A 19,951-nucleotide genomic window follows, 5' to 3' on the forward strand; every position below is an offset into this window, starting at 1 on the left:
TGAACGGTTACCTTTTTTCAGGAAATCGGAATTTAATTTGGCTAGGTCGAAAAGCGTTGTTTTGGGTGTGTTTGGGAAATGAATGGCATAAAACGCCTTTTTGACACTGTTTTTTTTAAAAAAATAAAAACTGCGGCATTCCAAAGGTGCGGTTGTGTTACCATTTTTTGTAGAAAGCGTATAAATGGGTTGAAGGTGCCAAAAATGGCATTCAAAACTTTATATGGAAGCAAAATCGAGCGAGCAGAAAGAATTTTCACAAAAAAATAGCTTTGGGATCAAATTTTGGCTGAAAATCAGTGCGGTTACCGTTGCTTTTTGGCTCTTAACCTCACTCAAACCCGACTGGGGGTTTTGGGCGCACAAGCGTATTAATCGGCTTGCCGTGTTCCGGTTACCACCGGAAATGCAGGTTTTTTACAAAAGAAACATTGACTTCATTACGGAAAATGCGGTTAACCCGGATCGCCGGAGATATGCTGTGGTAGGGGAGGCCGAGCGCCATTACATTGACCTCGATGTGTACGGAGACAGTGCGATGCATATGTTGCCAAAATTTTGGAATGAAGCCGTCAGGCAGATCGGCGAGGACAGTTTGCGCAAACATGGCATTGTTCCCTGGCATATTCAAACCGGGGCTTACCAGCTGACGGAGGCTTTTAAGGAAAAAGACGCTCGGAAAATTCTCAGGATCTCGGCCGATCTGGGACATTACATTGCCGACGCGCACGTGCCGCTTCACACAACCCGAAACTATAATGGCCAATTGACCGGACAGGAAGGTATCCACGGCTTCTGGGAGTCACGGCTACCAGAACTATTCGCAGACCGGTACGACTTGTGGATTGGTGCGGCGATGTATAGAGACAATGTAGCTAGTGTGGCGTGGCAAACCGTTGCCGAGTCGCACGCAGCTACGGATTCGGTGTTTTTGTTTGAAAAGCAACTATCTTCTTCTTTTCCATCAGACAAGAAATTCAGTTATGAACTTCGTAACAATGTCCTCACCCGCACTTATTCGCTGGAATTCTGTACGAAATACCATGCAATGCTGAACCACCAGGTCGAGCGCCGAATGAAGGCGTCTGTTAAAACGGTGGCTGATATTTGGTTTACGTGCTGGATCAATGCGGGTCAGCCAGACCTGAGCGAGTTGAAACACTTTTCTTTCAAGGAATCGGATAAGCAAGAGCAACAGACAGAAAGCCAGTCATGGATCAGGCGACTTTTTCATGTCAGGCCGGAAAGCGAAGATTAGCTTTTCGCTTCCAAGATCCGTGCTGTCACTAGCAATTGTCCTGTATGTCGCTGTGTATGCTCAGCGGCATGAAACAGCAGGCCCAGATGGGTGGACGGCAACATAGCGCGTCCAACATAACGCATTTCCGTAAGCGTTTCCTTGTCTGTGTGTTTCAACTGGGTTAATGCGATCAGGATTTGCTTGTTAAATGTCTCCAGTAGGTCTGCAACGGTGGATTCCGGTGCATGTGGCTGACCCTCTGCTTTCAGGTAAGCAAGCTGGTTTTCACTCAAAGACTCAGCCCTCGCGTAAGTGAAAAGGCGGTCGAGCACACCGGAGAGATGTTGTAAATGAAACCCCACAGATGCCACATTCGAAGGTCGTTTCCATAACAAAGCATCGGGAAAATTAACAAGCTGTGCATTGATTTCCTCTTGGGCCTGCAAGAGCGCATGCGCAACAGGCTGCAAGTAATCTGAAATTTCGGGTAAAGGGCCTCTCAGCCAAACTTCGGGCTTTGGTTCGATTTGCATAGCGAAATGTAACAAAAAAAGGGACCTTTTTACAAGTCCCTCATTCTTATTTGATTTGCTGATTACTTAGCGATATCGATTTGTACTGGCTTACCTTTAATGGTGTTGCCGTCCATTGCGCGCAAAACCGCGCGGGCGTCACGCTCAGGAACATCTACAAATGTGAATTTGTCATAAATATCAATGGCGCCGATCGTTTTACCTGGAATGTTCGCTTCGCCTGCAATGGCTCCCACGATATCTTTTGGCAAGATGTGATCTTTACGCCCAAGGCTCAGGAACAAACGGGTCATGCCAGCTTCCGGTGTTGCCGAACGCTTCGAATCTCCGTCACGGCCAGCTTCGTATCTTGGACGCGATTCGCCGCGTGCAGCAGGAGCATAACGGTCATTTCCGCGTGGCGCGCTTTCTCTGCGATCTCCAAAACGGCTTCCGCCTGATGAACGGCGCTCGAACCTGTCGCTGCCGCCTTCTCTGCGTCCGTCGCGTTCGCCGCGTCTTTCTTCCCAGGCAAGGTTTGCATCTGCATATTCGTTCTTCTGAACGCCCATGATCTGCTTCGCCATTGCGCCTACAACTTGCTCAGTTGAGTAACCGGCGTGGTGCAACATTTCCAGTACATCGCCGAAAAGCTCCTGATCGTCACTTTCTTTGATAGAAGCAGAAATGCTTTCAACAAAACGTGCTTTACGAACACCAACGATATCTTCGTAAGAAGGGATAACGCCTTTTTCAATTTTTACTTTGGTAAAGCCTTCAATGGATTTCAAACGATATTTTTCATCGCGTGCAACCAGTGAGAATGCTTTTCCGGACAAGCCGGCACGACCTGTACGGCCGATACGGTGTACGTAATATTCTTCGTCCAATGGGATATCGAAGTTGATCACGCCATCCAGTCCGCTTACGTCAATTCCACGAGCTGCCACGTCCGTAGCCACAAGAATGGTTGTTACGCCCGCCTTGAACTTGCTCATTACATTGCTACGTTGCTGCTGGCGCAAATCGCCGTGGATTCCTTCCGAAGCATAGCCTCTCAATTGAAGATCTTCAACGATTTCGTCTACTTTTCTTTTGGTATTACAAAAAACAAGCAGTGATTTCAAATGGTGCATGTCGATCAAACGCGTCATTACTTCAACCTTAGCCTGCGGCTTCACTTCGAAGTAAACCTGCTCAATGTTCACGTTAGTCAACTCATTACGAACCACTTTGATCAAAATTGGATCAGTCTGGAAACGTTTTGTGATGGACATGATCGGCTTGGACATTGTTGCCGAGAACAAGATCGTCTGACGGTCAGCTGGCATATCGGCCAAAATGCTTTCGATGTCCTCGCGGAAACCCATATCAAGCATTTCATCTGCTTCATCAAGAACCATCATGCGTACTTCGTCAAATTTCAACGTTTTACGCTCCATGTGGTCCATTACACGGCCAGGCGTTCCTACAACAATGTGAACACCTTTTTTAAGGGAGCGAATCTGACGGTCGATGGAATCACCACCGTAGATTGCTTCAATCCTCAAACCTCTAACATATTTAGCCAAACGGCCAATTTCTTCAGAAACCTGCACCGCCAACTCACGGGTCGGGCAAAGTACCAATGCCTGAACGGCATTATTTGTTACGTCAATTCTTTCCAGGACAGGGATACCAAACGCAGCCGTTTTTCCGGTTCCTGTTTGTGCTTGTCCGATCACGTCAGATCCCTGCATTACTGCGGGAATTCCTTGTGCCTGTATGGGTGAGGGTTTAGTAAAACCCATTTCAGTAAGGGCTTTAAGGATGTTTTCTGAGAGGCCAAGCTCTTCGAAAGTTTCGAAATTTTCAGTAGTCATTATATTTATTTTTGTATTAATTCTTGGGTAAATAAAAGATAGTCAGATTGTTACGGTTATTTGAATGCTGCTGCGGATCGCCGTAACAGAAAACGTATCGTAGATCAGCAGGCTCGATGGGTTGAAGTCAGAAACAATAGAATTGTCCCACAACCAAAAACTCAAAGCCAAATCGTAAACTAATTCAAAAGGGGATTGCGCAAAGCCCACCACAAACCATCCGTGGGGTCCTGCATGAGAACGGTGTGCCAACCGGGCGAATTTTAAGGTTGGTAGCGAATCTAAAAGTGCTAAACCGTGTAAGAAGCAGAGAAACGAACGGATGTTCGTTCAAATTTTATGCAAAAGTAAGGAAATATTTCGAAAATGCAATGCAGGCAGAGAAAATAATTGTAATATTTCGGGAAATGAAAAAACCTGACCGACTTTTCAGCCAGCCAGGTCTATTAGCTAGGTTTGTTATTGAAATACATCTTTCACATCGGTGTAGGGAAGGTTCCAGGCATCCGAAACGCCTTTGAAAACCACTTTTCCATTCACCACATTCAAGCCTTTGCGCAGCTCTTCGTTTGTTGAGCAGGCACTTTTCCACCCGTTGTTTGCCAGAAGAAGCGCGTAAGGCAATGTTGCATTTGTCAAAGCGAGGGTGGAAGTGTACGGCACCGCGCCTGGCATGTTGGCAACGCAATAATGAACCACGCCATCGACTTCATAAATAGGATCTTCGTGGGTTGTTGCCTTGGAGGTTTCAAAACATCCGCCCTGATCAATGGCCACGTCCACCATTACAGTGCCGGGTTTCATCAATTTAAGCATGTCACGCGTAATCAGCGAAGGTGCTTTTGCTCCCGGGATTAACACGCCGCCAATGATCAGATTAGTGCTTTTGATCAGCTCGCGGATGTTGTATTCGTTGGACATCACCGTGTCAACATTGGCAGGCATAATGTCTTCCAGATATCTTAATCGGGGTAAGCTAATGTCCACGATTGTTACATTAGCACCGAGTCCGGCTGCCATTTTTGCAGCCTGGGTTCCTACGATCCCGCCGCCCAGCACAAGCACATTAGCAGGCTTAACACCTGCAACGCCTCCCAAAAGGATGCCGAAACCGCCCATTGGTTTTTCCAGATATTTGGCACCTTCCTGGATCGCCATTCTGCCCGCAACTTCGCTCATAGGAACGAGTAATGGAAGGCTTCTGTCCGTTTTTTCGACCGTTTCGTACGCAAGACAAACAGCCTTACGCTCGATCATAGCGTGTGTTAATGGTTCCGAAGAAGCAAAGTGGAAGTATGTGAATAGCAGTTGGTTTTCTTTGATCAGGCCGTATTCGCTCGCAATCGGCTCTTTTACTTTAATGATCATTTCGGCAATGGCGTAAACCTCTTCAATGGTGTGAAGAATTACGGCACCTGCTTCTGTATATTGTTCGTCGCTGAAACCGCTGCCTTTGCCTGCTTCCGCCTGCACATATACGGTATGTCCGTGCTTGCGAAATTCAGTTACTCCGGCGGGCGTTACGGCTACGCGGTTTTCATTATTTTTAATTTCTTTGGGAACACCAATGATCATTGGACAGTCGGTTTGCTATGTGTAGGAATTTCAAATCTTGAAGTTTACAAAAGTACTTTTTGTAGAAAAAAGATGCTATCAGACCGGAAAAGGACAGGAAAAAAAACTATTTTTGATCATACTTGTAAAAAAATATTCGGCAGACATTCCCGCAGACATTCAATGGCCGAAAAAAAATACTTTATGCAACCTGACAATACAGACCGTAAAATAATGGAATTGCTGCAAGCTGATTCTCAATTGACAATCAAGGAGATAGCAAGCAGGATTAATTTATCGGTAACGCCGGTTCACGAGCGGATCCGGAAATTGGAAAAAGAAGGGATCATTGATAAATACGTCTGCCTGCTTAACCGCCGCAAACTGGGTAAAGCACTGGTCGTTTATTGTAATGTTACCTTGGATAAACAGCGGAAGGAGAGCTTCGAGGACTTTAACCAGGCCATTGTGAAAATGAGCGAAGTGCTGGAATGTTCGGTCGTTTCGGGGAACTTTGACTATATGCTGAAAGTGATCGTGGAAGATGCCGAAGCCTATAACCAATTTTACCAGCACAAACTTTCTGCCCTGAAAAGTGTGTTACACATCAGCAGTTATTTCGTAATTTCCGAGATCAAGTACACAACAGGAATCGCGGTAGTGTAGTTTTGCTGCAACATTGTTTTTGATTTTCCTGATTAATAGGCTGCTAGCATTTGTTAATAGCCCAAAGCCACAAATAATGAATAAAAATTTTAAAGATGGCCTGAACCTGATGTCCAAGGTTACACCTAAAAGGGCCTGGAATGCCATCCAGATTTTAAGCAGCTATTTTTATTCAAAAGCGACAGGAAACCCGGTCCATTGGGGAATGCCGATCGCCATTTCATTTGAACCCACCACTTCCTGCAATTTACGTTGCCCTGAATGTCCCAGTGGCTTGCGCTCATTCACGCGCCCGACCGGAATGATGGAGGAGAAATTGTATAAAAAGACCATTGACGAACTTGCCGATACATTATTATACCTGATTTTTTATTTCCAGGGTGAGCCTTATCTGCATCCCAAATTCTTTGAACTGGTTCAGTATGCGCATGATAAGGGCATTTATACGGCCACATCCACTAATGCACATTACCTGACAGACGAAAAGGCGAGGAAAACAGTTGAGTCAGGTTTGGATCGTCTGATCATTTCTATTGATGGCACCACGCAGGACGTTTACCAGCAATATCGCATCGGCGGGAACCTGGAAAAGGTTTTGGAAGGAACGCGCAACATTATCAAGTGGAAAAAAGAATTGAAATCGGCCACGCCGCATGTGATTTTCCAGTTTTTGGTGGTAAAACCCAATGAACATCAGATTGAGGATGTGAAAAAATTGGCAGAGGAAATGGGCGTGGATGAAGTGGGTTTGAAAACAGCCCAGATTTACGATTACGAGGAAGGTTCTGACCTGATCCCAACCATTGACAAATATTCCCGCTACGAAAAAGCGGAAAGCGGCCGCTATTCAATTAAAAACAAATTTGTAGACCACTGCTGGAAAATGTGGCATTCCTGCGTGATTACCTGGGACGGCGCTGTGGTGCCTTGCTGCTTTGATAAAGATGCTGAATATCAGCTTGGCGATATGAAGCGGGAAACCTTCCGGCAACTTTGGAAAGGTAAAAAGTATAGCGACTTCCGGGCATCATTGATCCGCTCGCGTTCAGAGATCGAAATGTGCAAAAACTGCACCGAAGGAACGCAGGTCTGGGCGTGAAACACTTCTTTGAAATGCCCCATTTTCATTTTTAATTAAATAATAATCTCAAATAAGTAATTTAATGACAGTTACTTATATGATTTATTTAAAACTCCGTGGAACATTTTTTGGTGAATTGCCCCGAATAATAGAAATTTGACCTTGGGTAACTCAAATGAATACATGGGCAAAGTAATTGCAATTGCAAACCAAAAGGGAGGAGTAGGGAAAACGACAACTGCTATTAATCTTGCGGCAAGTCTCGCCGCGCTGGAATTCCGTACGCTTATCATCGATGCTGACCCACAGGCCAACTCAACTTCCGGGCTTGGTTTCAATCCGCAGGAGATGGAGAACAGCATTTACGAATGCATGGTGGAGCAGGCCAAAACGGCAGATATTATCCTGGAAACTGATTTTCCGAATCTAAATTTATTACCCTCACACATTGATCTCGTGGGTGCGGAAATAGAGATGATCAATCTCAAAAACCGTGAGCAGCGCATGAAAGATGCTATTGCTGAAATCCGCGACGACTACGATTTTATCATTATCGACTGTTCGCCCTCACTCGGGCTAATTACCATCAATAGCCTTACCGCCGCCGATTCGGTCATAATTCCGGTTCAATGTGAATATTTCGCATTGGAAGGATTGGGTAAGCTTTTGAATACCATCACTATTATTCAGTCCAGGCTCAATACAGCGCTGATCATTGAAGGCATTTTGCTGACAATGTATGATTTGCGTTTACGTCTGTCAAACCAGGTTGTGAATGAAGTGACCAGCCATTTTGAATCACTTGTTTTTAACACCATTATTCCTCGCAACGTACGTATCAGTGAAGCACCAAGCTACGGAATTCCCGTTATGGCGCAGGATGCAGACAGTAAGGGAGCGGTGAGCTATTTAAATCTTGCCCGGGAAATTCTCAGTAAAAACGGTTTGCTGTCCTCTGATAAACAGTTGGGTGTAAACTAAATAAATGGTTTGAATAGCGAGAAAGCAATGGAGAACAGTAAAGCGAAGAAAATGACAGGATTAGGAAGAGGCCTCGGAGCGCTTCTTCAGGATTCTGAAAAAGTAAATACGCATCGGACCAAGGAGCGACCGTCTTCCACAGACGTCGTGGGCTCGATGAGTGAAATAGATGTAAGCCTCATTGAGGCAAACCCTTACCAGCCCCGCACAAAGTTTGACCAGGAATCGCTGCAGGAACTGGCAGATTCTATTCGTGTGCAGGGCATTATCCAACCCATTACCGTACGACAATTATCTGAGGACAGCTATCAGCTGATCTCCGGTGAAAGGCGTTTGCAGGCATCCAGATCTATTGGAATGACTGCAATTCCTGCCTATATAAGGACTGCCAATGACCAGCAAATGCTGGAAATGGCGCTGATAGAGAACATTCAGCGTGAAAATCTCAACTCCATTGAAATTGCGCTCAGCTATCAGCGGCTGATATTGGAATGTAATCTGAAACAGGAAGAACTGGGAGTTCGCGTTGGTAAAAACCGAACGACAGTTAACAATTATATCCGGTTACTGAAACTGCCGCCAGTAATCCAGGCTGCGCTTCGGGACAACCAGATCAGCATGGGCCACGCCCGCGCCATTATCACTATTAACAGCGATCAGAGTCAATTAAAGATTTTTAACAAAATAATTGAAGAGGGCTGGTCGGTGCGAAAAGTGGAAGAGGAGGTCAGAAAGCTGGGAATGATGAGTAATATCTCGTTTGCGAGCAAAAAACAGGCAACAATTAATCAAGAAATTAAGTCGTTACAGTTTCAATTATCGTCCTTTTTCGGGGCTAAGGTTTCCGTAAAAAGCAATAATGATAACAAAGGGGAAATTAAAATTCCTTTTGGGTCACAGGACGAGCTCAAAAAGATTCTGGAAACACTGAAATTTAAATAACTTGAAAAACTGGTTTTGGCTTATCGTAGTGGTGTTATTTTCTCAGGAAGCGATAGCGCAAAAAACACAAAAAGACTCTGTGCGGCGCGGCGAGGTTCAGGTCATTACCGCGGATAGCACCGTTATTTCGGCAGTAGATTCATTGACCGGGAAAAAGGAAAAGAAGTTTTTTCCGGTTCCTAAAACGGCCACAAGGCTTGCATTAATACCGGGAGGCGGCCAGATTTATAACCGGGATTACTGGAAACTTCCTATCGTTTACATTGCATTCGGAGGTGGATTGTACGCTTATTATCTCAACTCGCTGAAATACCACGATTACCTGGATACTTACCGGTCATTTTATGATATGGATCCCAAAAGCCCTAACTATGGAGATCCTATTCCGGGATATACGCCGGATCTGGAGAAGCCGATAAGGGTACGTAATTTGTTGAATACCAATAGTGTTTATACAGAAGTGACGCGCGATCAAGCTGCGCGAGGCAAGAATTACTGGAGACGTAACCGTGGTTTTGCTTTGATTGTGTCCGGTTTGATTTACACATTGTCCATTATTGAGGCCAATGTGGCGGCACATTTAAAAACATTTGATCTGTCCGAAGATCTGACTTTAAGGGTTGAGCCGAAACTGAATCAACCTGCCATGCTGACGCCGACGCCTGGATTAAGGCTTGTTTTTAACCTAAAATAATTAGTACAGAATAAATTTACGTTGATGAGGATTTTATTATTGGGGTATGGAAAGATGGGAAAGACGATCGAGAAAATTGCACTTGAAAGAGGACATTCGATCGTAGGAAAAATTGATATTGATAACCGCTCGGAAATGGATGCATTGAAACCAGCCGATGTGGACGTTGCCATTGAATTTAGTGCTCCCGAAGCTGCCTATAGCAACATTACATACTGTTTGAAAAAAGGCTGGCCCGTAGTAAGCGGCACCACCGGCTGGCTCGAACACCGCGCTGAAATCGAAAAGCTTTGCCTGGAACAGAACGGGGCCTTCTTTTACGCTTCCAATTATAGCATTGGCGTAAACCTTTTCTTCCGCCTCAATCGCCAGCTTGCAAGATTAATGAATGGACATGGTTACGAACAATCCATGACCGAAATCCACCACATTCACAAGCTGGATGCGCCCAGCGGAACGGCAATTACATTGGCAGAAGCAATATCGGACGAGATCGATAACCTGGAAGGCTGGAAGCTTGCTCCTGAAAATGAAGCGGGTTATCTGCAAATCACTTCCAAACGGGAAGGCGAAGTGCCTGGGACGCACATTGTCCGCTATGAATCGGAAGTGGATACGATTGAAATCTCACATACCGCACACAGCCGTGCCGGTTTCGCATTGGGAGCTGTGGTTTCCGCAGAATGGCTTCCTGGCAGAAACGGCGTTTTTGGAATGAACGACCTCCTGAAAATTTAAATAATAACTCTTAACAATCAATTGAATATAGCATGGCTATTAATAAAGAAATGACTTCCCGAACTGCTGATACCGGCAAGAGAAAATCGCCGGTTAGGGAATGGTTCGACTCTATACTTTTTGCTGTTGTCGCTGCGACCCTGATCCGCTGGTTGTTTTTCGAAGCATTCACGATCCCGACACCGTCTATGGAAAACAGCCTTTTGGTAGGTGATTTCTTGTTTGTTAGCAAGCTGCATTATGGCACCCGGACGCCAAAAACGCCTTTGCAAGTGCCTTTGACGCATCAGACCATTTGGGGGACAAACATTCCGTCCTATTCAGATGCAATTCAGTTGCCGCAATATCGCCTGCCCGGTTTCAGCGAAGTGAAACGCGGCGACGTGGTCGTTTTCAATTATCCGCCCGAATTACAACATCCGGTTGACCTTAAAACCAATTATATCAAACGCTGCATGGGATTGCCGGGTGATAAGCTGGAAGTGAGAGACTTACAGGTTTATGCCAATGGCACCGCAGTGGAGAATCCGGTCCGGATGGAGAATGAATATTTTGTAGCAACAACGACTTCTGTAAACGAGGAAAAAGTATTCAAAGAAAACGGGGTCTCAGAATACAATGCTTATACGGAGAGCTTTAATGATACAATCCCTTCCAATGACCAAATGGGTTATCTGGTTTTCACAACCGTCGACATTGCGGCAAAATTGAAATCATACGATTTTGTCAAAGGCATTACATTGGTTAAATCTTCAAAAGACATAAGTGAGCCAATGCTTTACCCGAATTCTTCCCTTTTCAAATGGAACCGCGATAATTACGGCCCGATCACCGTTCCGAAGGAAGGCGCTACGGTTCAACTTACGCCTGAAAACATTGCCACGTACGGCCCTGTTATAAAAAATTATGAAGGACTTGAAGGCGTTGAATTGGACGAAAAATCAGTAAAAGTGGCAGGTAAAGCCATTACGAGCTATACTTTCAAGCAGGATTATTATTTTATGATGGGCGATAACCGCCACAACTCTGCGGATTCGCGTTATTGGGGTTTTGTTCCCATGGACCATATAGTTGGTAAGGCTGTTTTCGTCTGGATGTCCATTGATCCGAACCCAACAAGTTTCTTCAATAAAATCAGATGGAACCGTTTGTTTCGTGTGATTGATTAAAATTTTTAATCTCATTGTGATAGGGAGCGCTATGCGTTCCCTATTTTTTTTTATATATAAATAAATGCTATATGGTTGTTTATATCTTATTAAGATAAACATTATATTGCTGAAAATTAACTATCAGCATTTATGTCTGTCACCTCTATTCCTCAAAAGCCGCAGCAAGCCAGACAGAAAAAGTCTGGTTTAAGAGAGTGGCTGGACTCTGTGCTGTTTGCAGTTATTGCCGCTACATTGATCCGCTGGTTTATTTTCAGCGCTTTCGTTATCCCCACTCCCTCAATGGAGAATTCGTTGCTGGTCGGGGATTATCTGTTTGTGAGCAGGTTACACTACGGGACCACAACTCCTGTGACGCCCTCGCAAATCCCGCTCACGCATCAGACGATCTGGGGAACGGACATTCCGTCTTATCTTGACTGGATAAAATTGCCTCAATACCGGCTTCCGGGGTTTACAGATGTCAAAAGGGGTGATGTAGTAGTCTTCAATCTGCCGGTGGAACATCCCGATGCATATGCGAAATACAGCTCTGTGCTGCCAGATCTGCATCCGCATCCCCTGGATCTCAGGTCAAATTATATCAAAAGGTGCGTGGCTGTTGCCGGAGACAAGCTTGAAGTGCGCGGAGGGCAGGTTTATGTGAACGGAAAGGCTCAGATTAATCCGGTTCGTATGCAAAGTGAATATTTTGTTTCCACAACTACGGCGGTCAATGAACAAAATGTATTTCGCAAGAATGGTATTACGGACTTTTCACAGTTTACGGAAACCTTCAATGATACCATTGCTTCCAATGATGAGTCGGGTTACATTGTGAAGACGACGAGCACTACTATTGATAAATTGAAGGAGTTGGACTTTGTGAAAAGAGTTGAGCCTATTCAGACAAGCAAGGGTTTGAAAGAACCGTATCTCTTCCCGGCAACGGACCTATTGTATTGGAATAAAGATAACTACGGGCCCATTGCTGTTCCCAAAAAGGGCGTAAGCATCAATGTGAATGAACTGAACATTGCGCTTTACGGAGAGGTTATCAAAAATTACGAAGGCAATGACAATGTCGAAATTAAGGAAGGAAAGATCATCCAAAACGGCAAAGTGCTGAGCAGTTACACATTCCGTCAGGATTATTATTTCATGATGGGCGATAACCGGCACGATTCGGCGGATTCGAGATATTGGGGTTTCGTGCCCAAAGACCACATTGTAGGAAAAGCAGTTTTTGTATGGATGTCGCTGGACCCTGATCCCGCCAGTTTTGTTAACAAAATTCGGTGGGACAGAATATTCAGGGTTATTGAATAGCAAAAAGACCGGCTGAGACCGGTCTTTTGCAATTTATCTGGTTTGTTATTAGTCTTCCTGAGAAAAAATAAGTGCTGTGTAAGGCGGAATTTGCAATGCAGCATGAACCGGCAGATTATCAAATTCCCCATCCATTGTTTCAATGTCAAAGACACCCAGGTGCGAGAATTCGGGATCATATTGTTCGTTGTCACTATTGAAACGCAGATGCCATTTGCCAGCTCTGGGGAATCCAACTTTGTAATCGTGGAATGTTTCGGTTGAAAAATTGAGCACGACAACCACGCTGTCTTTCGGGCCGCCCTGGTCAAAACGATGCATGATCACCACTTTTTTATCATTATCGGCGCGAATGATCTCCACATTCTGGCCTTGTAAACCTTTGGTAACGCCAAACCAGTTTCTCCGCAAATGGATCATGTCCCGATGCAAAGTCGCGAAACCGCTGAACTTTTCCAGTCTGGACCAGTCGATAGGGTCGCTGTCGGAAAACCATTTGTCTTCCAGCAAAGGCTGTCCCTGGAAAATCATCGGGATACCCGGTGAAGTAAGCACCAAAGCAACGCCCAGCGCGGCCCGTTTTTTGGAATACCAATTATTCACATCACCATCTGCAATCTCTTCGGCCACACGCGCCTGCCCATTGGCCACTTCATCGTGTGATTCTGTGTAGATAATGCGTTGAAAGGAATCTGTATTATAACGGTTCGTGATGGCTTCCACAACCATATCCATGTTCCGATCCTGGTCATTGGCAGTAATAATAGTGTCTCGGATAGCATGCACAAATTCGGCGTCCCACTGTGAACCGTAACCTAAGCCACCGTCTTCCACGGAATCCGTGATGAAATCCAGTGAATGCATATCTTCTGCAATTGTAAGGCAGTTGGGACAGTTTTCGCGTATGTCTTTATTAATCCATTGCATTAACGAAATGCCTTCCGGAATGTCGTTACCCGGATTTCCGTCAGCCTTTACGTTCCGGATGTAAGGAACCATATCCATTCTGAGACCGTCGACGCGGAAATCACGCAGCCACATCATCGCATTATCATGAATGTATTGCCTTACTTCGCCGCGACCGTAATCCGGCCGTGTGCTTCCCCAGGGCGTTTCAGCGCGCCAGTCGTTGTAAAAATAAATTCCGCCGCCGTCGTTTTCCTGCCAGCCATCAAATTGCCATATATCCAGGTCAGAGGGTCCAAAGTGGTTGTAAACCACATCCAGTATAACGGCAATCCCAGCCTCGTGTGCTGCTTTCACGAACGCCTTCAAGCCATCGGGGCCGCCGTAGTCCGATTCTATCGCGAATGGACTTGCGGGATTATATCCCCATGAGCGCGATCCGGGAAACTCAGAACAGGGCATTAATTCAACAGCGTTGAATCCCATGTCTTTGAGGTAAGGCAATTTTTCAATAGCGGTGTATAATGTTCCAACCTGACCTTCTTCCTTCACATGGAATGTCCCTACGTGCAGTTCATATATAACAAGCTCGTGCCAGCTCGGGATTTGGAAACCCACATTCTGCCAGTCGAAACTTGCATGGTTATAAACAATGCAGTTTCCCGCGGAATTGGTCATTTTCAGCGCATAAGGGTCGTTTCTATACAAATTACCCGATGGTGTTTTTAAAACGAATTTATATTCGTCTCCTTCTTTTGAATTTTCTATTAATGCGCCCCAGTGACCGTTTTCTTCTTGTGAAAGAGGGTTAGCATCTTCTTCCCAATCATTAAAACTTCCAACTACTGAAACCCCTTCCGCGTGTGGCGCCCATACTCTGTAATAGACTCCTTCGGGATGACACGTCGCACCCATTCCTTCAAAACTCTGAACCGGTTCTGTTTCAGCGGTCTGTAAATTATCCATATTCCCTTTGAGGATTATTGTTATTTTTGATTTATCTTCATTACGTATATTGGCAAATTGTATGCCACTCAAAACACACTATCATGTTGGAATTAACAGAGATCGAAAAGATCTGCACGCTTGCACTTATCCATACGCCTGGAATCGGCGCCGTTACCATCAGACAGCTTATCAGCTATTGCGGAGGTGCCGAGAAAGTTTTTCAGGCGGATTTCAAAAAGCTCATTAACATTCCCGGGATTGGGGAAAAAGTTGTCAGGGCGATTTTATGCAAGGAATCACTGGGTTTTGCAGAAAAAGAATTCACCAGCTGTAAAAACTCAGCAACCCATCTTCACTTTTTTACCGATCCTACTTATCCAGCCAGACTGAAACCATTATACGATTCGCCCATTGTTCTCTATTCACGGGGCGATTTCGACTTCAATATGACCCGAACGGTTGGCATTGTAGGCACGCGGCAAGTGAGTGATTATGGGAAATCGGTAACTGAAACTATCGTTAAGGAGCTCGAACCTTACAATGCGCTCGTGGTAAGCGGACTAGCATTCGGTGTTGACATTACAGCGCACAGGGCTTGTTTGAAATACAATATGCCGACCATTGGTGTGATGGCCAGCGGTCTGGATGTTATTTATCCTTCGTCTCACAAGAAAACGGCCTCCGAAATGCAGGAAAACGGTGGACTTGTCACCGAAAATGCGCTTGCTACCAAACCGGATTTTATGAGATTTCCTGCGCGTAACCGAATCATTGCGGGCCTGAGCGATGTTACCATTGTAGTAGAATCGGCCAGAAAGGGCGGGAGCCTGATCACCGTTGAATTTGCGCAGAACTATCATCGGGATGTTTACGCGGTTCCCGGGATGCTGGGCAGCGTTCATTCAGAAGGGTGCAATTTTTTGATCAGGGATAACAAAGCGTCGATTTTTACATCTGTTGGAGATATGGCAAAGGCGATGGGCTGGGAACAGAATGGGAGTGAACCGGAGCCTGTCCGTATGGTGCAAATGCAGACGAGTTTTGAAGGATTTACGCAAGATGAAGGGCAAATATTGGCCTTACTCAAACAAAAAGGCACAATGCAGGTTGATGAGCTGGCCTGGCAGGCTGGAATGCACCTCAATAAGCTGGCGGCGCTCCTGCTAAATCTTGAATTTCAGGGAATGGTGCGGTCGATGCCGGGTAAAAAATATGGATTAATTTAAATGCAGGATAAAAGTATCATTCAGATTATTAAGGAAGGGGAGGGGCTTACGACCGAGTTCAAAAGGACAATTGACAGCGCATTTAAGATTGCGAAAACCATTGTTTCTTTTGCGAACACTTCGGGTGGCAGTCTGCTGATCGGAATTTCAGATTCGGGCGCGATTCTGGGCGTAACATCGGAGCTGGTTGAATTGAAAAAACTGGAAACAGCAACTTCCCAACTGATCGAGCCGAAGTTGACTGTCCGAATAAAATCAGCATTGCTGGATGGACGGAAGGTTTTGCATATCGACATTGACGAGAGCTCAGATAAGCCGCATTATGCCGTAAATGAGAAGGATATGAAAATCATTTACATCCGTGTAAAGGATAAAAGTATTCCGATCCCAAAACTATTAATGCAGGGAGAAACGGATGCAGATCTTGAAAAACTGTTGGCGTCCAGGCATGTGAAAACATTGATCACTTATCTGAGGGAACAGGATTCTGTGACGGCAAAAGTCTTTTCGCGTATCATAAATATTTCGGAAAAACGGGCAGAACGAATGCTGCACGATCTGGCAGAGAAACAGGTGCTGCTGAAAATCTCCCGGAACAAGCCGGAAGCATTCAGTTTAAAATATGCCAAATAAAAAAGCTGAAAGTCAAACCGGTTCGTTCGACTTTCAGCTTTTTCTATACAAAAATCTCAGTTAGTTAATCCCGACAAGTTCAAGCTCAAAAATCAGATCCTGACCTGCCAATGGATGGTTAGCATCAAGAATTACATATTGGTCTGTAACTTCTTTTACAACAACAGGAATAACCTGTCCGCCATCCTGGTGCATATTGAGCGTTCCGCCAACTTCCAAGGGAATGTCAGCAGGAATTTGTGAGCGTTCGAAATTGATAACCATATCCTCGTTCACAGGGCCATAAGCTTCTGCATTTGGAATGTGAATGGTCTTTTTGTCACCAATTTCCATGCCTGTAACGCCGTCATCAAAGCCTTTGATTACCTGGCCGCTTCCCAGCTTGAAATTTAACGGATCACGTCCCTCTGAGGAATCAAAAGGTTGTCCGTCTGTCAAAGTCCCTTTGTAATGGACTTGCACATTGTCTCCTGCCTGCGCCTGCTTCATCTTGTAAATCTTAAATGGTTAAAAATTCCTTAATAACAGCGGAATGAATGGGCTGCGTTCAGATTGATAAAATTAATATGCCCGGGCAAAAACCACCCTTCCTGCCGAAGGCTTTCCTGAGTAGATACAAATGCCAGACTCCTGCTCCTGATCCAAAGGAATGCAGCGGATGGTAGCTTTTGTCTCTTCTTTGATCTTTTCCTCAGTTTCTGATGTGCCGTCCCAATGTGCAAGGATGAACCCGCCTTTGGAATCGAGCAGTTTATTAAACTCTTCAAAAGAATCAACTTTCGTGGTGTTTTCTTCGCGGAAAGCCAGCGCCTTGTTATAAATCGACTCCTGAATATTGTCCAGCAGTGATTGGATAAATTCTGCAATGCCTTCCAATGAAACCGTTTCCTTCGTTTTTGTATCCCTGCGTGCAACCTCAACCGTTCCGTTTTCAAGATCGCGTGCGCCCATAGCAAGACGAACCGGAACACCTTTCAGTTCATATTCGGCAAATTTATAACCAGGTTTGTAGGCATCACTGTTGTCATATTTCACACTGATCCCCAGTTTTTTAAGCGCTTTGGAAATTTCTGTTGCTTTCTCCGAAATTAAATTTAATTGCTCCTCATTTTTATAAATCGGAACGATCACAACCTGTATGGGTGCCAATTTCGGAGGTAAAACCAATCCTGCATCATCCGAATGTGCCATGATCAATGCGCCCATTAACCGCGTGCTTACTCCCCATGAAGTTCCCCACACATATTCCAGCTTGCCGTCCTTATCCTGGAATTTCACGTCGAATGCATTGGCGAAATTTTGCCCTAAATAATGCGACGTTCCGGCTTGTAAAGCCTTGCCGTCCTGCATTAATGCTTCAATGCAATAGGTGTTCACAGCGCCCGCAAACCTTTCATTAGCCGTTTTTACACCCTTTACAACCGGAAGCGCCATCCATTCCTCGGCGAACTGTGCATATATTTCCAGCATTTGTTCCGTCTCTGCAATGGCCTCCGCGGAGGTTGCATGCGCTGTATGGCCTTCCTGCCATAAAAATTCAGTAGTCCTTAAAAACAAGCGTGTACGCATCTCCCAGCGCACCACATTGGCCCATTGGTTAATGAGCAGAGGCAGGTCGCGGTAAGACTGGATCCAGTTCTTGTATGTGCTCCAAATCACCGTTTCCGAAGTCGGGCGCACGATCAGTTCTTCTTCCAGCTTTGCGTCAGGGTCCACAATGACTCCTTTTCCATTGGGATCGTTTTTGAGCCGGTAATGTGTCACAACCGCGCATTCCTTGGCGAAACCTTCTACATGGGAAGCCTCTTTGCTGAGAAATGATTTTGGTATGAAAAGCGGGAAATATGCATTGGAATGGCCGGTTTCCTTGAACATGTCATCCAATGCCCGCTGCATCTTTTCCCAGATCGAATAGCCATAAGGTTTGATCACCATACAACCTCTCACGGCGGAATTTTCGGCCAGATCGGCCCTTTTTACTAACTCATTGTACCATTCGGAGTAATTTTCACTTCGGGTTGGTAAGGCTTTACTCATTATTAGGATTATTTGATAAATGAAAAGGAGTATATCGTTATGCTCACCCTGTTTTTTCAAGAGTTGCAAAGATAGTTTTTTATGTTAACTTTGGAATTAATGTATTGTAACGGACGTTTACTTAGTACTTAGGAACGAAATTTTATATATATTAGCAACAAACTTTTAATCCTTAAAAGCCATGACGATGATCAATAAAGCAAAATATCTTTCTTTGCTAGTGTTGCTGGGAGCTTGGGGATGTACCACAAATCAATATGTTTCACGATCAGGCGGCTATGATGACCTCTACGGCAATAACACCGGCCCTGGCGTTGCAATAGGAGACCAGGGTGCAGATCAAGATATATCCCGCTCAGACAATCCTGACTATGCCTACACAGGCAACGCGGGTGAGGGAACAAGTGATTATTATGATGAATCCTATCTCTCTTCTCGCAGCGTGAACCGCGCACTATCACCAGATCCCGGTTATAATGCGGGTTTTGCGGATGGTTACAACCGTGGAGCAACCGCATTTGCGAATCCTTACGGTTTCGGTGGACTTGGTTCTTACTGGCCTGGAAGCATGATGAATGTTGGTTTCCAGTTCGGTTACGGCAGAATTCGTCCTTACATGGGATTTGGAATGGGAATGGGTTATGGAATGGGCTCGATGCTAGGTTATTCTCCTTGGGGAATGAACAGCATGTACGGATTTGGTTACGATCCTTTCGGTTATAACGGATTCGGTTATTCACCCTGGGGATACAATAGCATGTACGGTTATGGTTATGACAGCTTCTACGGAGGTGGTTATGGCTACAATCCATGGGCTTACAGCCGTCCGGTGGTCGTAGTTAACAATTATGAAAGCAGAGGTTTGACAAGAACTGCTGGTCCGCGGGTTGTCGCTGGAACCAGTTCAAGAAGCAACAGCCGCACAAGCAGCAATGGAAATTATGTGAGTTCTCCCCGCAACGCATCTGGTAACAGATCTGGAAGGAGCGCTGCTAACAGCACAATTTCTGCAAATGATACTTATGCTTCTCCCCGCTCATCGAGATCTGGCAACAGAACAGGTGTAGCAGATGCAGGCGGCAGAACAGCGGCCGGTTCGTCTTACAGCAGAGGCGCGAGCGAGGGAAACAATGTATATTACTCACGTCCTCGCGCAGCAAGCGGAAGTAATTATTCTTCTGATGGTGTGACATCCGGTAATTATGCATCACCAAGATCGACCAGAGGTTCAGGCAGCACTTATACGCCGCCAACCAGAAGCCAGTCTGACTATACTGCTCCAACGAGAAGTTACTCACAACCGAGCAGAAGCGAGTCTTACAGTGCTCCTCAGAGAACATACAGCCAACCTAGTTATAGCGCACCATCAAGAAGTTACAGTGCTCCTTCGAGCGGTGGTGGTGGAGGCGGAGCAACCCGTTCTTCTTCAAGAGGTCCAAGATAATAGCTCC

The 19,951-nt window shown here is 45.3% G+C and carries 19 protein-coding genes; 12 read left to right on the top strand and 7 right to left on the bottom strand.

Annotated elements, in window-relative coordinates; genetic code table 11:
• Positions 1-223 precede the first annotated feature (223 nt).
• Positions 224-1,258, top strand: a complete 1,035-nt coding sequence (locus tag B5X68_RS08645; protein WP_082214300.1) for a zinc dependent phospholipase C family protein — start codon at positions 224-226, stop codon at positions 1,256-1,258.
• Here B5X68_RS08645 and B5X68_RS08650 read toward each other — a convergent pair.
• The 4 genes from B5X68_RS08650 to ald all read right to left on the bottom strand — a co-directional run bounded on the left by B5X68_RS08650 (position 1,255) and on the right by ald (position 5,189).
• Positions 1,255-1,773: a DinB family protein gene (locus B5X68_RS08650; protein WP_082214301.1), complete on the bottom strand. Its 519-nt coding sequence runs from the start codon at positions 1,771-1,773 to the stop codon at positions 1,255-1,257. The genes B5X68_RS08645 and B5X68_RS08650 overlap by 4 nt on opposite strands.
• Positions 1,774-1,835: 62 nt before the next feature.
• Positions 1,836-3,614: a DEAD/DEAH box helicase gene (locus B5X68_RS08655; RefSeq protein ID WP_082214302.1), complete on the bottom strand. Its 1,779-nt coding sequence runs from the start codon at positions 3,612-3,614 to the stop codon at positions 1,836-1,838.
• Positions 3,615-3,656: 42 nt separating this feature from the next.
• Positions 3,657-3,866, bottom strand: a complete 210-nt coding sequence (locus tag B5X68_RS08660; RefSeq protein ID WP_082214303.1) for a hypothetical protein — start codon at positions 3,864-3,866, stop codon at positions 3,657-3,659.
• 207 nt (positions 3,867-4,073) lie between these two features.
• The gene (gene ald / locus B5X68_RS08665; protein WP_082214304.1) at positions 4,074-5,189 is read right to left on the bottom strand and encodes an alanine dehydrogenase; all 1,116 of its coding nucleotides are present in this window, start codon (positions 5,187-5,189) and stop codon (positions 4,074-4,076) included.
• A 183-nt stretch (positions 5,190-5,372) separates the two neighbouring features.
• Between ald and B5X68_RS08670 the strand changes: the two genes are divergently transcribed.
• The 8 genes from B5X68_RS08670 (at position 5,373) to lepB (B5X68_RS08705) (ending at position 12,750) form a co-directional block, all read left to right on the top strand.
• Positions 5,373-5,834 (top strand): Lrp/AsnC family transcriptional regulator, encoded by a 462-nt coding sequence (locus B5X68_RS08670; protein ID WP_082215276.1) that lies wholly within the window; start codon positions 5,373-5,375, stop codon positions 5,832-5,834.
• Positions 5,835-5,910: 76 nt separating this feature from the next.
• Positions 5,911-6,933 (top strand): SPASM domain-containing protein, encoded by a 1,023-nt coding sequence (locus B5X68_RS08675; RefSeq protein WP_082214305.1) that lies wholly within the window; start codon positions 5,911-5,913, stop codon positions 6,931-6,933.
• A gap of 165 nt (positions 6,934-7,098) precedes the next feature.
• Complete coding sequence (locus B5X68_RS08680) at positions 7,099-7,896, top strand: ParA family protein (RefSeq protein WP_082214306.1); 798 nt, start codon at positions 7,099-7,101, stop codon at positions 7,894-7,896.
• A gap of 27 nt (positions 7,897-7,923) precedes the next feature.
• Positions 7,924-8,838 carry a ParB/RepB/Spo0J family partition protein gene (locus B5X68_RS08685; protein WP_082214307.1) on the top strand — a complete coding sequence of 305 codons (915 nt, stop codon included), beginning with the start codon at positions 7,924-7,926 and terminating at the stop codon, positions 8,836-8,838.
• A 1-nt stretch (position 8,839) separates the two neighbouring features.
• The gene (locus tag B5X68_RS08690; protein ID WP_082214308.1) at positions 8,840-9,532 is read left to right on the top strand and encodes a DUF5683 domain-containing protein; all 693 of its coding nucleotides are present in this window, start codon (positions 8,840-8,842) and stop codon (positions 9,530-9,532) included.
• A 24-nt stretch (positions 9,533-9,556) separates the two neighbouring features.
• Entirely contained in the window at positions 9,557-10,270 is a 714-nt protein-coding gene (dapB, locus tag B5X68_RS08695) for a 4-hydroxy-tetrahydrodipicolinate reductase (protein ID WP_082214309.1), read from the top strand.
• Positions 10,271-10,302: 32 nt separating this feature from the next.
• Positions 10,303-11,439: a signal peptidase I gene (gene lepB, locus B5X68_RS08700; RefSeq protein ID WP_082214310.1), complete on the top strand. Its 1,137-nt coding sequence runs from the start codon at positions 10,303-10,305 to the stop codon at positions 11,437-11,439.
• A gap of 132 nt (positions 11,440-11,571) precedes the next feature.
• Positions 11,572-12,750, top strand: coding sequence for a signal peptidase I (gene lepB, locus B5X68_RS08705; RefSeq protein ID WP_082214311.1), 1,179 nt, complete (start codon positions 11,572-11,574; stop codon positions 12,748-12,750).
• A gap of 48 nt (positions 12,751-12,798) precedes the next feature.
• Here the strand turns inward: lepB (B5X68_RS08705) and B5X68_RS08710 are convergent, their stop codons facing one another.
• Positions 12,799-14,622, bottom strand: a complete 1,824-nt coding sequence (locus B5X68_RS08710) for an alpha-amylase family glycosyl hydrolase (RefSeq protein WP_082215277.1) — start codon at positions 14,620-14,622, stop codon at positions 12,799-12,801.
• An 83-nt stretch (positions 14,623-14,705) separates the two neighbouring features.
• Between B5X68_RS08710 and dprA the strand changes: the two genes are divergently transcribed.
• Both dprA and B5X68_RS08720 read left to right on the top strand, forming a co-directional pair.
• Positions 14,706-15,830 (top strand): DNA-processing protein DprA, encoded by a 1,125-nt coding sequence (gene dprA / locus B5X68_RS08715; RefSeq protein WP_082214312.1) that lies wholly within the window; start codon positions 14,706-14,708, stop codon positions 15,828-15,830.
• Positions 15,831-16,463 carry an AlbA family DNA-binding domain-containing protein gene (locus tag B5X68_RS08720; protein ID WP_082214313.1) on the top strand — a complete coding sequence of 211 codons (633 nt, stop codon included), beginning with the start codon at positions 15,831-15,833 and terminating at the stop codon, positions 16,461-16,463. It begins immediately after the preceding gene.
• A gap of 60 nt (positions 16,464-16,523) precedes the next feature.
• Here the strand turns inward: B5X68_RS08720 and B5X68_RS08725 are convergent, their stop codons facing one another.
• Both B5X68_RS08725 and proS read right to left on the bottom strand, forming a co-directional pair.
• Entirely contained in the window at positions 16,524-16,952 is a 429-nt protein-coding gene (locus tag B5X68_RS08725) for an FKBP-type peptidyl-prolyl cis-trans isomerase (protein ID WP_082214314.1), read from the bottom strand.
• Positions 16,953-17,024: 72 nt separating this feature from the next.
• Complete coding sequence (proS, locus tag B5X68_RS08730; protein ID WP_082214315.1) at positions 17,025-18,500, bottom strand: proline--tRNA ligase; 1,476 nt, start codon at positions 18,498-18,500, stop codon at positions 17,025-17,027.
• Between the two features lie 187 nt (positions 18,501-18,687).
• Between proS and B5X68_RS08735 the strand changes: the two genes are divergently transcribed.
• Complete coding sequence (locus B5X68_RS08735) at positions 18,688-19,944, top strand: hypothetical protein (RefSeq protein ID WP_229208341.1); 1,257 nt, start codon at positions 18,688-18,690, stop codon at positions 19,942-19,944.
• Positions 19,945-19,951: the final 7 nt, after the last annotated feature.

The sequence above is a fragment of the Dyadobacter psychrophilus genome (assembly GCF_900167945.1).
GTDB classification, from domain to species: domain Bacteria; phylum Bacteroidota; class Bacteroidia; order Cytophagales; family Spirosomataceae; genus Dyadobacter; species Dyadobacter psychrophilus.

What these genes read in the sequence shown, in the direction of transcription:
- B5X68_RS08645 (WP_082214300.1), top strand. Translation starts at nt 224, where the DNA reads ATGGAAGCAAAATCGAGCGAGCAGAAAGAATTTTCACAAAAAAATAGC.
- B5X68_RS08650 (WP_082214301.1), bottom strand. Translation starts at nt 1,773, where the DNA reads ATGCAAATCGAACCAAAGCCCGAAGTTTGGCTGAGAGGCCCTTTACCC.
- B5X68_RS08655 (WP_082214302.1), bottom strand. Translation starts at nt 3,614, where the DNA reads ATGACTACTGAAAATTTCGAAACTTTCGAAGAGCTTGGCCTCTCAGAA.
- ald (WP_082214304.1), bottom strand. Translation starts at nt 5,189, where the DNA reads ATGATCATTGGTGTTCCCAAAGAAATTAAAAATAATGAAAACCGCGTA.
- B5X68_RS08670 (WP_082215276.1), top strand. Translation starts at nt 5,373, where the DNA reads ATGCAACCTGACAATACAGACCGTAAAATAATGGAATTGCTGCAAGCT.
- B5X68_RS08675 (WP_082214305.1), top strand. Translation starts at nt 5,911, where the DNA reads ATGAATAAAAATTTTAAAGATGGCCTGAACCTGATGTCCAAGGTTACA.
- B5X68_RS08680 (WP_082214306.1), top strand. Translation starts at nt 7,099, where the DNA reads ATGGGCAAAGTAATTGCAATTGCAAACCAAAAGGGAGGAGTAGGGAAA.
- B5X68_RS08685 (WP_082214307.1), top strand. Translation starts at nt 7,924, where the DNA reads ATGGAGAACAGTAAAGCGAAGAAAATGACAGGATTAGGAAGAGGCCTC.
- dapB (WP_082214309.1), top strand. Translation starts at nt 9,557, where the DNA reads ATGAGGATTTTATTATTGGGGTATGGAAAGATGGGAAAGACGATCGAG.
- lepB (WP_082214310.1), top strand. Translation starts at nt 10,303, where the DNA reads ATGGCTATTAATAAAGAAATGACTTCCCGAACTGCTGATACCGGCAAG.
- lepB (WP_082214311.1), top strand. Translation starts at nt 11,572, where the DNA reads ATGTCTGTCACCTCTATTCCTCAAAAGCCGCAGCAAGCCAGACAGAAA.
- B5X68_RS08710 (WP_082215277.1), bottom strand. Translation starts at nt 14,622, where the DNA reads ATGGATAATTTACAGACCGCTGAAACAGAACCGGTTCAGAGTTTTGAA.
- dprA (WP_082214312.1), top strand. Translation starts at nt 14,706, where the DNA reads ATGTTGGAATTAACAGAGATCGAAAAGATCTGCACGCTTGCACTTATC.
- B5X68_RS08720 (WP_082214313.1), top strand. Translation starts at nt 15,831, where the DNA reads ATGCAGGATAAAAGTATCATTCAGATTATTAAGGAAGGGGAGGGGCTT.
- B5X68_RS08725 (WP_082214314.1), bottom strand. Translation starts at nt 16,952, where the DNA reads ATGAAGCAGGCGCAGGCAGGAGACAATGTGCAAGTCCATTACAAAGGG.
- proS (WP_082214315.1), bottom strand. Translation starts at nt 18,500, where the DNA reads ATGAGTAAAGCCTTACCAACCCGAAGTGAAAATTACTCCGAATGGTAC.
- B5X68_RS08735 (WP_229208341.1), top strand. Translation starts at nt 18,688, where the DNA reads ATGATCAATAAAGCAAAATATCTTTCTTTGCTAGTGTTGCTGGGAGCT.